This window comes from Acinetobacter sp. YH12070 (assembly GCF_013419625.1).
GTDB lineage: Bacteria > Pseudomonadota > Gammaproteobacteria > Pseudomonadales > Moraxellaceae > Acinetobacter > Acinetobacter amyesii.
The window spans coordinates 21,474-33,901 of sequence record NZ_VOZT01000017.1; the positions used below are offsets into that span (position 1 = coordinate 21,474).

General features: G+C 39.3%; 15 protein-coding genes and 1 tRNA gene. 5 read left to right on the plus strand and 11 right to left on the minus strand.

From position 1 onward, the window contains the following. Positions 1-74 precede the first annotated feature (74 nt). Positions 75-821 (minus strand): 30S ribosomal protein S2, encoded by a 747-nt coding sequence (rpsB, locus tag FTU17_RS06915; RefSeq protein WP_078190314.1) that lies wholly within the window; start codon positions 819-821, stop codon positions 75-77. Between the two features lie 207 nt (positions 822-1,028). Between rpsB and map the strand changes: the two genes are divergently transcribed. The 3 genes from map to FTU17_RS06930 all read left to right on the plus strand — a co-directional run bounded on the left by map (position 1,029) and on the right by FTU17_RS06930 (position 4,114). Continuing rightward, on the plus strand, positions 1,029-1,856 hold the full coding sequence (gene map, locus FTU17_RS06920; protein WP_168378021.1) for a type I methionyl aminopeptidase: 828 nt from the start codon (positions 1,029-1,031) through the stop codon (positions 1,854-1,856). 269 nt (positions 1,857-2,125) lie between these two features. Beyond that, entirely contained in the window at positions 2,126-3,352 is a 1,227-nt protein-coding gene (locus tag FTU17_RS06925) for a pyridoxal phosphate-dependent aminotransferase (protein ID WP_111883988.1), read from the plus strand. A gap of 327 nt (positions 3,353-3,679) precedes the next feature. Continuing rightward, complete coding sequence (locus FTU17_RS06930) at positions 3,680-4,114, plus strand: PaaI family thioesterase (protein ID WP_180059223.1); 435 nt, start codon at positions 3,680-3,682, stop codon at positions 4,112-4,114. A 50-nt stretch (positions 4,115-4,164) separates the two neighbouring features. Here the strand turns inward: FTU17_RS06930 and FTU17_RS06935 are convergent, their stop codons facing one another. Next, the gene (locus tag FTU17_RS06935) at positions 4,165-4,623 is read right to left on the minus strand and encodes a hypothetical protein (protein WP_078190319.1); all 459 of its coding nucleotides are present in this window, start codon (positions 4,621-4,623) and stop codon (positions 4,165-4,167) included. 251 nt (positions 4,624-4,874) lie between these two features. Here FTU17_RS06935 and FTU17_RS06940 point away from each other — a divergent pair. Beyond that, positions 4,875-4,950, plus strand: a tRNA-Asn gene (locus tag FTU17_RS06940). An 88-nt stretch (positions 4,951-5,038) separates the two neighbouring features. After that, a complete protein-coding gene (locus FTU17_RS06945; protein WP_180063406.1) occupies positions 5,039-6,112 on the plus strand; it encodes a hypothetical protein in 1,074 nt (357 codons plus the stop codon). A gap of 55 nt (positions 6,113-6,167) precedes the next feature. Here FTU17_RS06945 and FTU17_RS06950 read toward each other — a convergent pair whose 3' ends face one another. The 9 genes from FTU17_RS06950 to lepB form a co-directional block, all read right to left on the minus strand. Next, positions 6,168-6,992 carry a DUF4198 domain-containing protein gene (locus tag FTU17_RS06950; RefSeq protein ID WP_180134975.1) on the minus strand — a complete coding sequence of 275 codons (825 nt, stop codon included), beginning with the start codon at positions 6,990-6,992 and terminating at the stop codon, positions 6,168-6,170. A gap of 136 nt (positions 6,993-7,128) precedes the next feature. After that, entirely contained in the window at positions 7,129-7,782 is a 654-nt protein-coding gene (locus FTU17_RS06955; RefSeq protein WP_180134976.1) for a tRNA-(ms[2]io[6]A)-hydroxylase, read from the minus strand. Between the two features lie 17 nt (positions 7,783-7,799). Beyond that, positions 7,800-8,525, minus strand: a complete 726-nt coding sequence (gene pdxJ, locus FTU17_RS06960) for a pyridoxine 5'-phosphate synthase (protein WP_180083960.1) — start codon at positions 8,523-8,525, stop codon at positions 7,800-7,802. 9 nt (positions 8,526-8,534) lie between these two features. Next, positions 8,535-9,251, minus strand: a complete 717-nt coding sequence (gene recO / locus FTU17_RS06965) for a DNA repair protein RecO (RefSeq protein WP_180134995.1) — start codon at positions 9,249-9,251, stop codon at positions 8,535-8,537. 8 nt (positions 9,252-9,259) lie between these two features. Beyond that, positions 9,260-9,457, minus strand: coding sequence for an NF038104 family lipoprotein (locus FTU17_RS06970; RefSeq protein WP_180134977.1), 198 nt, complete (start codon positions 9,455-9,457; stop codon positions 9,260-9,262). 33 nt (positions 9,458-9,490) lie between these two features. Further along, positions 9,491-10,519 (minus strand): GTPase Era, encoded by a 1,029-nt coding sequence (gene era / locus FTU17_RS06975; protein WP_180134978.1) that lies wholly within the window; start codon positions 10,517-10,519, stop codon positions 9,491-9,493. Continuing rightward, positions 10,519-11,217, minus strand: a complete 699-nt coding sequence (rnc, locus tag FTU17_RS06980) for a ribonuclease III (RefSeq protein WP_168378030.1) — start codon at positions 11,215-11,217, stop codon at positions 10,519-10,521. The genes era and rnc overlap by 1 nt, the downstream gene beginning before the upstream one ends. Continuing rightward, complete coding sequence (locus FTU17_RS06985) at positions 11,189-11,560, minus strand: DUF4845 domain-containing protein (protein WP_078192003.1); 372 nt, start codon at positions 11,558-11,560, stop codon at positions 11,189-11,191. The genes rnc and FTU17_RS06985 overlap by 29 nt, the downstream gene beginning before the upstream one ends. A 20-nt stretch (positions 11,561-11,580) precedes the next feature. Next, positions 11,581-12,408 carry a signal peptidase I gene (gene lepB / locus FTU17_RS06990; RefSeq protein ID WP_180054974.1) on the minus strand — a complete coding sequence of 276 codons (828 nt, stop codon included), beginning with the start codon at positions 12,406-12,408 and terminating at the stop codon, positions 11,581-11,583. Positions 12,409-12,428 lie beyond the last annotated feature (20 nt).

Consider the following 12,428-nt stretch of genomic DNA (forward strand, 5'->3'; position numbering starts at 1 on the left):
GGGCCGTCTGCATACATGACGCTTACTTTGCCACCATCACGTGTCGCAAAAATGACAAGCTTACGTCAAACGCATTAAGCCTCAGAAGCAGGAGCTTCTTCGCCTTTAGCTTGTGCATTTGCTTGTGATTGAGCATATTCTTTACCAGCAAGAATCGCATCAGCCATAGCAGAAGCGTAAAGAGTAACTGCACGGATCGCATCGTCGTTACCAGGGATAACGTAGTCTACGTTGTCTGGGTTAGAGTTTGTATCAACGATACCGATAACAGGAATACCAAGGTTTTTAGCTTCTTTAATTGCAATTGCTTCGTGATCAACATCGATTACGAATAATGCGTCAGGTAAACCACCCATGTTTTTAACGCCGCCAAGAGCGCGTTCAAGTTTTTCCATCTCACGAGTACGTTCTAATGCTTCACGTTTAGTAAGTTTAGCGAAAGTACCGTCAGTAGATTGAGTTTGAAGGTCTTTTAGACGGTTGATTGACTGGCGAAGAGTTTTCCAGTTAGTCAACATACCACCCAACCAGCGGTGATCAACATATGGTTGACCTGCACGTTGAGCTTGTTCACGGATGATTGCAGAAGCTGCACGTTTTGTACCAACGAACAAAACTTTGTTCTTTTTGCTAGCCAAGTTGTTAGCAAAGTTCAAAGCATCATTTAACGCAGGAACAGTGTGCTCAAGGTTGATGATGTGAATTTTGTTGCGCGCGCCGAAGATGTATTCGCGCATTTTTGGATTCCAAAAACGTGTTTGGTGACCGAAGTGTGCGCCTGCTTGAAGAAGGTCGCGCATGCTTACGTTGTAATCTGCCATTTTCTTTACCTTAAAGTTTGGGTTAGGCCTCCATATACCCGCATTCTCCACCTAAAAAGGCACCCAGAGAAATGTGTCGATATATGTGCGGATTTTATTGCCCCATCGCACAAAGCTCGTGAAAGATATTCACGAAAAAGCATTTGATAAAATGGGCGGCTATTTATACCATAGTCACATACAAATTTCCAAAAGTTTTTAGAGATCATGAACAGTACTTACGAAGCTCCACGTCGATTAATTAAAACGCCTGACGAAATTGAAAAAATGCGCGTCGCGGGTCGACTGGCGGCAGAAGTTTTGGATATGATCAAACCGCATATTGTTCCAGGTGTGACTACCCTAGAACTTGATACGATTTGTCATGACTACATTGTCAATAAACAAGAAGCTATTCCTGCTTGTTTAGGTTATGGTGCTGCGCCGGGTCGTCCAGCGTTCCAGCACGTGATCTGTACTTCAGTGAACCATGTGGTGTGTCACGGTATTCCATCTGAAAGCAAAAAGTTAAAAAAAGGTGACATCTTAAACATCGATGTCACTGTGATTAAAGATGGTTACCACGGTGATACCAACATGATGTATATCGTAGGCGGTGAAACATCTATTTTAGCGAACCGTTTATGTAAAGTTGCTCAAGAAGCCATGTACCGTGGTATGGCTGTGGTAAAACCAGGCGCAACCATGGGTGATATTGGTAATGCCATTCAACAATATGTTGAATCAGAACGTTTTGGTGTTGTACGTGAATATTGTGGTCATGGTATTGGTACTGTTTTCCATGACGAACCACAAGTTTTACACTACGGTCAACCCAATACAGGCATGATCTTAGAAGAAGGCATGACCTTTACCATCGAACCAATGGTGAACGGTGGCGACTGGAAAACCAAACTTCTTGGTGATAAATGGACTGTCGTGACTAAAGATCATAGCTTGTCTGCACAGTACGAACACACGCTACTTGTAACAAAAAATGGTGTAGAAGTGCTAACTGCTCGCCCCGAAGAAGATCTATCGCGTTTTGTTCAATAAGCAAAGTATTTGAAGTACAAAATTTCATTAAAAATGGTCACACATGTTGTGGCTTTTTTATACCCTATTTTTGTCCGTGACTTTAAGAATTTGCCATAAAATTTGATTAAAAATTTAAGTAACTCAATGTAAATTTTCTCAATTATAGGGTTAGGATGGAATATCACACTTTTTTGCACATTGTTGATTTTGCCACTCCCCATTACTGTGCATTTAAGCTAAGATAGTGTGCTTTTTATTTTTTAATCCCTATAAGAAGGAATACTGCCGTGGACGTACGTCTGTCTGATCGTGTAAATAGCATCAAACCGTCCCCTACACTTGCTGTTACTAACAAAGCTGCTGAATTGAAAGCTGCTGGTAAAAACGTAATTGGTTTAGGCGCAGGTGAACCGGATTTCGATACCCCACAACACATCAAAGATGCTGCAATTGCTGCTATCAACAATGGCTTCACTAAATATACAGCTGTTGACGGTACTCCAGGTCTAAAAAAAGCAATTATTGCTAAATTAAAACGCGACAATAACCTTGATTACGCTGCAAACCAAATCTTGGTTTCTTGTGGTGGTAAACAATCTTTCTTTAACTTGGCACTTGCTTTGTTAAACAAAGGCGACGAAGTAATTATCCCTGCTCCTTACTGGGTAAGCTACCCAGACATGGTGATCATTGCTGAAGGTACTCCTGTAATCGTGAAATGTGGTGAAGATCAACGTTTCAAAATTACGCCTGCTCAATTAGAAGCTGCAATCACTGACAAAACTCGTTTAGTGGTTCTAAACAGCCCTTCTAACCCAACAGGTATGATCTACACTAAAGAAGAATTACTTGCTTTAGCTGACGTTCTACGTAAATACCCAGAAGTTTTAGTTGCTTCTGATGATATGTACGAACCAATCCGTTGGGACGACGAATTCTACAACATCGCAACAGTTGCACCAGACCTTTACGATCGCGTAATCGTTCTTAACGGTGTATCTAAAGCTTATGCAATGACTGGCTGGCGTATTGGCTACGCAGCGGGCCCTGCTAAACTTATTGGTGCGATGAAAAAAATCCAATCTCAATCAACTTCAAACCCAACTTCTATTTCACAAGTTGCTGCTGAAGCTGCATTGAATGGTCCTCAAGACGTTCTTGAGCCAATGATTGAAGCATTCAAACGCCGTCACGACCTAGTTGTGAAAGGCTTGAACGACATCAACGGTATCACTTGCCTTCCTGCTGATGGTGCATTCTATGCATATGCAAACATCCGTCCATTGATTCGTGCAAAAGGTTTAAAATCTTGCACAGAATTCTCTGCATGGTTATTGGAAGAAACTGGTGTTGCCGTAGTTCCTGGTGATGCGTTCGGTCTAGGTGGTTACATGCGTATTTCTTATGCAACTGCAGACGAAGTTCTTGTAGATGCGCTTGCACGTATCAAGAAAGCTGCTGATTCAATCGAAGGCGTAGACGCTGCGATTGCTTCAATTGCTGCTGAAAAATAATTTGATCTAGAGATCAAATCAAAAAAAAGCCCGCGAATTTCGCGGGTTTTTTATACTCATCAAAAGAATAAATTAATACTCTTCACTTCAACACGCTTTTGATCAATTTTTTTCGCGGTTCAAACTAAATAACAAAGCTCATCCAGCCCATTTGACTTCCTTCAAATCGACTTAAATATTAAAAAACCAAACGATAAAACCTAAAACTAACCTTCATATTCAAATCCTTGGTTTGCATTCTTTTTACATTTTCAGCTATGTTATTTAAATAAGTTTCATTTTAGAACCCAGAACAACCACAAAACTAACCTATCCAGAGATCTACCAATGAACATCAAAGAAATGACTGGACTAGAAATTTTAAAGGCAATGATGCAAGGCCAAATTCCTCCAGCAAGTATTAGCGAAACTATTCCTATGCAGCCTTATGAAGTATCTGAGGGCAGTATTAGCTTTAAGGCTAAAGCAGATGCACGACACATAAATCCGCTAGGCGGCGTGCATGGTGGCTTTGCTGCTACGGTACTCGACTCGGTGACAGGTTGTGCCATTCACACGCTATTAGAGGCAGGTGTAGGTTATGGCACCATCGACTTAAATATAAAAATGTGTCGCCCAATCCCAAAGGATGTTGAACTTACAGCGATAGGAACAGTCATTAATATCAGTAAAAATTTAGGGATTTCTGAAGGGAAAATTATTGATGACAATGGCAAACTTTATGCACATGCAACTGCAACCTGCATGATTATACGTCCTTAATATTTTATTTTTCTGCTCGCAATTCAATGCGAGCAGATGATGATTCAAACTTAAATTGCTGAATGTAAGGCACGAATTAATTGGCCTTCACTTAGATCAATGCGATTACTGCCCTTTTGAAAGCAATAATATTTTAAAGCACTATCTAACTCAACACGAAGTTCCCGTTGTTCTGAAATAGACCATACTTTAGAACGATTTGAGCCTGATAACGCATTACCTGCCAATTGGTATAAATACAAATCTTGCTTGCGTTGCAAAGGCACACGACGACCATCATCTTGATGTTCAAAACGTAAATGACATGGCGCGTTGATCAACCATTTTTCACTAAACCACAGTTGTAATAAATCACCCAATGCTAAGTCACGTTGACCCAAAGGCCAAACGTCAACGTACGCCCCTTCGACAGGTGTTTGATATTGCTCTTGGTTACTGATAATGGAAAGATAGTTTTCTTGATAAAAAGAAAAGTTTGAAAAAATCTGAGAAATAGTCAGCGTATTCATTCGCTTTCTCCTGTTTAGCCATTTTAGTGCTGGCAAGTTGGGTTTAAATCCACACTGTTTAAACATATGTTTAAACGCTCTGTTGTTGCATTCAGACTATCAATTGAATTTTTTCTTTGCAAGCCTAAGATTCATTTTTTCTAAAAAATCCTTCTTTTTGTTCAAATAAAAAACATCTATCACGCATTTCTCCTCATATTGGTATTTTTAGCTTGACCCTCTTCAAAATCTGCTTATAATCGCATTCAGATTCTCCAATAGCTCAGTCGGTAGAGCGACGGACTGTTAATCCGCAGGTCCCTGGTTCGAGCCCAGGTTGGAGAGCCAAATTCTAAAGCCCATTTATTTAAATGGGCTTTTTTAATGCCTTTGATTTACATATAATCTATAAGTCATTGTCATTAAAATAAAAAAAATGTTCATTCAAGTTGATGCTGAATCAAATAAAACTGCCTTAAAACACTACCTCACTGCATTCATTTTTCTTTTAATTTTTATCAGTCCATTTGCAATTTATTTGGTGAGCTGCACACCCGAAAGTGAAATTGAACAACACTTCAAAACACCACCCAATTTATATAATAGTGAATCGAACACCCTTCTTGACAGCAACCTACAATGGTTGATTCCACCTCAGCAGATTCAAAATCACAATACTATTCCGGAAATATCTGAATCTGTATTGGACGAGATGACAGAAGGACAATATTGGTCAAGCACACCGATTACGCTGCAAAACCAATCTGATCAGTTATATGTTCATATCGATTTTGCAGGTCAGCAACAAACTCGAAAAGATCTTGAAATTTCGGTACTGCCGTTATGTATTGTTCACGAAAAAGAAACACCATGTATGAAAGCTGGGTTAAATGCAAGTGGACAACTCTTTAACATCTCAACTCAAAAAAATACGCAATATCACACATTGGAGACCAATAAATCTTGGATCTTTTATGGCCATGAATTCCAAGAAAATTATATTATCCCACCACAAGCCACTCTCAAATTTTTAGTTAAAGCCAACATCCCTGAACACTTAACCCTACAATGGCTTAGGCTAAGCATCAGTACTAGCCCCATTGTTGAGAAACAGCAAAATTTTATGCTCATGACGCAAAACAGTATGAAAATAAAATATGCACTTGCTCTATTACCACTCTTCATATTAGCTTTGATGCACATTTTTCAAGGGTTTGAAAGCCTTCGTAATTTATCTATCGGCGCACTTTCAGCACTTTTATTTGCTATCAACACCATCATTTGGGATATCCACTATATGGTGATTGGTTGCTTGATTTTATGTTTTGCAAGTGTCTTTTATTGTTTTGAAAGCCGATATTATCGACTACTCTATTTAACGGGGTATTTACTGATCGCAGGCTATTCGCAGCAATATTATGGTGGTTTTAATAAACACTTTTTCACTCAAACCAGTTTAATTTTATTGATAGGTTTATCGATGTTTTATCTTGAACCTAAAGATAGCTAAATCATTTTCATAAAAAAGCTCCGCAAATCGCAGAGCTTTTTCTCTTTTAATCACCTTAGATTACATTAAAGCTCAAAGTATATTTATATCGTTTTAATGTATCGCCTTTCATTTCAAAAGGCTGTTGATAATCGATTTTCAGTAAATACTGACCACGATCTGATAGGCTAAAATTCAAGTTTCCATCTTGATCAGTTTTAAGCGTTTTATAAACTTTTCCTTCACGGCTGTAATCCGTTGTTTGCTGCAAAATTTCAATCTGCAAACCCGCAACCGCTTTTTTCTGATCTAGCACTTTCAGTTGGACAGGCTCATTTTGCATAATGGCATTCGGATGGGTTTTAAATTGCACATCAAAGCCTTCATGTAAATGATTCACCACATGTGTAGACGTTACACGGCGTGATACAAAAGTTTCAATGATTTCCTGGGTTTGAATACTTTTGATTTGCGACTTTTTAGTCAACTCGGCTGTATAAATGACATTTGTATTCGCAGTTTTTTGAAGATCACGCGCACCATTGATTAACGCTTTCCACTGCTTTTGATCATAAGCAAAACGCGCTGTACTTCCCTGTTTTTCACCACGAATACGATACGTGCCATCCTGCTTATTTTCTAAACTATAACTGCTGACCGTTTGCGTTTTTACCCAATCGGCATCTGTTAAATGCAGCTTATCACCTGATGGTGTATGTACATGGAAATTAAAGTTTTTAATGGCTATTTCAGAAACAAACGGATTGTCATAAAAACCAGAAAGAATGGCACTATGATTATTAAATGTTTGATAGTTTAATGGCGCCACATAAGGATAATGCGCTTCAGCCTGACCAACCGCACACAAAGCGATACAGAGTAAAGTAAATTGTAATTTCATATTAAATAAGTGAGCTTAAATTGTTTGATTCATAGAGATCGTTTCATTTTAGATTCACCCAAGATAATTGTAAATAATTCTTATTATCATTTATTTTAAGTGCATAAAAAATCCCCCATTCTGGAGGATTATTTTATCAAGCTGCTTTGACTGGCACACCACTATGAAAGCGGAATAAATCATCTGGGCTGCTAATCAGATTTTTTTCAACTTCACGAATATGCTCAATACGCATCTGAATATCTTCTTTCGGGTTCTTTAGCTTATTGGTCGTCGCCACATCCATGGCCAATGCTAAATAGTCCTCATAATGGCGTGATTCAGACTTTAGCAAATAGCGGTAGTACCGCCCCAACTCTTCATCCACATGTGGTGCAAGCGCATAGAAACGCTCACATGACCGTGCTTCAACAAATGCGCCAATCACCAAGATATCAATTAACGCTTCTGGCTCGTAAGTCCGCACTTCTTTACGTAGACCACCTGCATACCGACCAGCACTGATTGCAGTCCATTGCTGACCACGTTTTGCCATCAGTTCCAGCACTTGCTCATAGTGCAGCATTTCTTCACGTACTAGCTGTGCCAGTTTGATTTGTAAATCCGAGAAAAAACTATAACGAAACATCAAATTCATTGCTGTACTTGCTGCTTTCTTTTCACAATTGGCATGATCCTGCATCAGGATATCCAAATTATTTAAAGCTTCATCTAGCCATGCTTTTGGTGTTTCACACCCCAAGAAGCCAATGACTGGCTTCATTAGGGCATCATAATCAATATTTGACATATACTTTACTTAAAAAATTAACGTGCGGCTTTAATCGCAGCTTTCATTTGTTTCACAGACTGTGCCAATCCAATAAATACAGCATCAGCAATAATCGAGTGACCAATATTCAATTCATGAATTTGCGCAATGCGCGCAATCGGAGTGACATTTTCAATATTTAAGCCATGACCAGCATTCACAATCAATCCTTTAGATGCCGCATATTCAGCACCTTGAATGATACGCTCCAGCTCTGCTTTCTGCGCTTCAGGTGTTTCAGCATCTGCATATGCACCTGTATGCAACTCAATCGTTGGCGCGCCACAGGCAATCGCCGCATCAATTTGAGCAAAGTCAGCATCAATAAATAATGAAACTTCGCAACCAATCGCTGCGAGTGCTTGAGTCGCATTTTTTACATCTTCAAAATGCCCAACAACATCTAGACCGCCTTCAGTCGTGACTTCTTCACGCTTTTCAGGAACAAAGCATACATGATGCGGCTGAATCTCTTTGGCAAATTCAACCATTTCATTGGTCACTGCCATTTCAAGATTCATATGGGTTTTTAATACAGAACGCATACGACGCACATCATCATCTTTAATATGGCGACGATCTTCACGTAAATGTAGCGTAATCCCTTCCGCCCCCGCTTGCTCACAAATAATTGCGGCATTCACAGGATCTGGATAAGTTGTCCCACGTGCATTTCGTAGTGTTGCCACATGGTCAATATTTACACCAAGCAAAGCTGCCATAATTCTTTCCTAATGACGTTGAGTTTGAGAATTCTGTATCCACAATTGACGACTTTTTAATGGACGATCGCCAAGCAAGGAAGTAATCATTTGTCGGTACAACTTAGACAGTAATTGTAACTGTTCAGAATTAAATTCCCCACCTTTTTCATAATCACACATACTTAAAATATGTTGACCTGACAATGTTGCGCGTGAGGCTTTAATGACAGGTTGAAAACCTTCATTTAAATGAAATTGATAATTTTCATGAAGCTGAATTTGCTGTTGATTTGCATCAGTTGAATAATCTAGTGCATAACCCAATTCTTCAAGCAACTCATGCTCAAACTGTCTAAGGATTTGTCGCAAAAACAGGTCAGGATTATCCTGCGCAGACATGCATTGGAGTTGTTCTAATGTATGCGCATATTGAGCAAATGTCTCTGGCATCTCAACCTCTAAGGGACATAGCCTCAATAAGACTTCATTCAAATAAAACCCTGAAAAAAAAGCATCCCCAAAAAAGAAAATGGGTTGATTTACAATTTCAAGTTTACTAAAATTTTTAAGTTCAGACTTGCCGGATGCTTGCAAGCAAATCGGTTGATACTGTGGCGGAGGTGTTTGTCTGAGAATACCGTCAACTCGGCCATGCTCCTGCGTAAACAGGTGCACGATATGACTTTTTTCACGATATTTACGATGGTGAATTAAATAACCCTGCAGTATCTCATTACGCATGATTTAAAATATTAATCCTTGTCTTTCTTTTTCTTTTCGTCTTCTTCTTCATCATCCCCATCTGGAATGACTGCACCTACAACTGCAGCGGTCCCTTTGACCACGCCTTTTGTGGTTTTATAAGCCACTTTGACAGGAACAGTAACGATTTTATGAATACACCCTTGTAGAAACAATACAAACGCCACTACAGCTAATACTTTCATCATTACTCTTCCCTCAAAGTTTTAAATGTCTAGCAATTAAATATCGCTATAACCCAAGCTTTTCAATGCACGTTCATCATCAGACCAACCACCTTTGACTTTCACCCAAAGTGTTAGCATGATTTTTTGCTCGAACATTTTTTCCATATCCACACGTGCATCCATACCGATTTTCTTCAGTTTGGCACCTTTTTCACCAATCACAATGGCTTTTTGGCCAGAGCGATCAACAAAAATCGTCGCATCAATATAGGTACACGCCGCTTTAGGACGACCACTTTTTGGATTAACTGTTGCTTCTTCTGTTTTAAACGACTCAATTTGAACGGTTAGATCATAAGGAAGCTCTTCCCCCAATTGGCGCATGATTTTTTCACGGATAATTTCAGAGGCAAGGAAACGCTCTGAACGATCAGTCAATTGCTCAAGTGAATACAGTGGTGGTTGGAATGGTAAATATTTCTCAATCGTGCTGCGCAAATGATCTAAATTTGCACCACGTAATGCTGATACAGGAACAATTTCTGCAAAATTCATTAATTTTGCACGCTCTTGTATCAATGGTAATGCATGGTTTTTATTCTCTAGTGTATCAATTTTATTGATCACAAGAATCACTGGCATATCGGCATTTTTTAGCTTTTCTAACACTAAATCATCATTCTGTGTCCATTTGTCTGCATCAATCACAAACAAAACTAAGTTCACATCACGAAGTGCAGAATGTGCCGCACGGTTCATCATTTTATTGATGGCACGGACTTCTTTTTTGTGCATCCCCGGGGTATCTACAAATACCGCTTGAGATTTTTCGCGTGAGTCAATACCCACAATTTTATGACGTGTGGTCTGTGGTTTACGAGAGGTAATGGAAAGTTTTTGACCCAAAATATGGTTCATCAACGTTGATTTACCCACGTTTGGACGACCAACAATCGCCACAAACCCACTTTTAAAATCGGCTGGAATTTCAGTGCCTTGTGCACTAAAAAACTGACTAATTAAATCGTTACTGTCGCCTTGCGACTCGTGATCAGCATCTACGTGATCGGAATGAGTAGTCATTAAGACTTTTTCTCCAAAATTTCTAAGATTTCTGCCGCTACTGCCTGTTCAGCAAAGCGACGGCTTGAACCTTCACCGTATTTAACAGGGAGCCCTTCAACTGTACATTCAACTTTAAAATGTTGGTTCGGAGCATCACCGTGAATATCTACAACCTCGTAAACCGGGAGAGGTTTTTTACGTGCTTGTAAATACTCTTGCAAACGTGATTTAGGATCTTTCAGTTGATCAGTTGGTTCAATATGATCTAAATATGGCACATACCATTTAAGAACAATCGGTTCCAGAATTTTTAAATCCTGACAATCGACATAGATTGCACCAATGATCGATTCAACGGTATCCGCAAGTATAGACTCACGATGATGACCGCCAGATTTCAACTCACCTGTACTCAAGATTAATTCTTGGCTGAGTTTTAAGTCATTGGCAATTTTTCCTAGCGCTTCCTGACGAACCAGTGTCGCACGCATACGCGTTAGACGCCCTTCATTTTCATGCGGGTAGGCATGGTACAGATAATTGGCAATTATCATACCCAATAATGAATCGCCCAGATATTCTAGGCGTTCATAATTGTATTTATGGCTCACCGATCGGTGGGTCAAGGCCAGTTGTAACAATTCAGGTTGTTTAAACTGATAACCGATACGACTTGCTAAACGAGCTTCATTTAGCTTGGACTGAGCTTTGATCAAAACTTTTCTCGAACTTCAACACAATATCAATATTCAATAAGAAAGGTTTTCTTATTTCATAATCTGTTTTCACTTGTAGACCATCTACATTAGTGACTTGAGCAATATCTTTAAAATTTAAATCACGTACACCATTCATATCTAAACGCTGTGACATTTGTGACTCAAACTTACTCGGAGCAATATTTTTAGGACTGCTCTTCATCAATTCTTCAATTTCATTGTTGACGAGACGATCATCAACATACGGTCCCCAAACCGCAATTAAAGCTTTAGCTAAAAAAGCAAAACCAATCACAGCAATTAAAATTGCAATATAAGACGTTCCCCGTTGATGTCTCATTTTATTTTCCTGATGTAAGACTAATCAATACTGCCATTACGACTAAATGAAGGCAGTTTTAAACCAGGTTCCTTATGCATCCACTTGTAAAAAGCACGTCCAGTGAGGTTTTCTTCAGGCACAAAGCCCCAAAAACGACTGTCCGCACTTTGATCGCGATTATCCCCCATCGCGAAATAGTGACCTTCAGGAACCTTAACTTCCCAATATAAACCATTTTCTGTTGAATATTTACCATTTTCAACATAGTTGATAAATGGCGCTTGGCGCGCAACATTGACGCCGTCAAGCTCACGCATGGTAAACGTATGCTTACCCATGGTTTCTTTATGATAAATCGATGTAGGTGTATCGAGTTGATCTTTTTCACGGCTAAATTCAACTGGAACTTTTGCCACTTTCTGACCATTCACACTCAGTTGACCATGATCATAAATAATATGATCACCTGGTAAACCGACCACACGTTTAATATAGCTAATGGTTGGTTGCGGTGGATAACGGAATACAATTACATCTCCACGCTCAGGTTCACCAACATCAATAATTTTTTTATTAATAATAGGTAATCGTACACCATACTGATATTTATTCACCACAATAAAATCACCTGTCTCTAAAGTTGGAACCATAGAGTCTGATGGAATATTAAATGGCTCATATAAGAATGAACGCATCACCAAAACTATCGCTAGAATCGGCCAGAAGTCATAAGCCCACGCGATAACGACGTTTTCATTCCCCTTACCTTTGGTCTGCCGTTGTTTCCAGACAAACTTATCCAACAGCCAAATTAGGAAAAAAATGACTGTGGCAGGAACAAGGATCAAATTAAAGTCAAAATCCATGAGCTCATAAACCTCTATTT

Coding starts and splice junctions, on each gene's coding strand:
- rpsB (WP_078190314.1), bottom strand. CDS start 821: ATGGCAGATTACAACGTAAGCATGCGCGACCTTCTTCAAGCAGGCGCA.
- map (WP_168378021.1), top strand. CDS start 1,029: ATGAACAGTACTTACGAAGCTCCACGTCGATTAATTAAAACGCCTGAC.
- FTU17_RS06930 (WP_180059223.1), top strand. CDS start 3,680: ATGAACATCAAAGAAATGACTGGACTAGAAATTTTAAAGGCAATGATG.
- FTU17_RS06935 (WP_078190319.1), bottom strand. CDS start 4,623: ATGAATACGCTGACTATTTCTCAGATTTTTTCAAACTTTTCTTTTTAT.
- FTU17_RS06945 (WP_180063406.1), top strand. CDS start 5,039: ATGTTCATTCAAGTTGATGCTGAATCAAATAAAACTGCCTTAAAACAC.
- FTU17_RS06950 (WP_180134975.1), bottom strand. CDS start 6,992: ATGAAATTACAATTTACTTTACTCTGTATCGCTTTGTGTGCGGTTGGT.
- FTU17_RS06955 (WP_180134976.1), bottom strand. CDS start 7,782: ATGTCAAATATTGATTATGATGCCCTAATGAAGCCAGTCATTGGCTTC.
- pdxJ (WP_180083960.1), bottom strand. CDS start 8,525: ATGGCAGCTTTGCTTGGTGTAAATATTGACCATGTGGCAACACTACGA.
- FTU17_RS06970 (WP_180134977.1), bottom strand. CDS start 9,457: ATGATGAAAGTATTAGCTGTAGTGGCGTTTGTATTGTTTCTACAAGGG.
- era (WP_180134978.1), bottom strand. CDS start 10,519: ATGACTACTCATTCCGATCACGTAGATGCTGATCACGAGTCGCAAGGC.
- FTU17_RS06985 (WP_078192003.1), bottom strand. CDS start 11,560: ATGAGACATCAACGGGGAACGTCTTATATTGCAATTTTAATTGCTGTG.
- lepB (WP_180054974.1), bottom strand. CDS start 12,408: ATGGATTTTGACTTTAATTTGATCCTTGTTCCTGCCACAGTCATTTTT.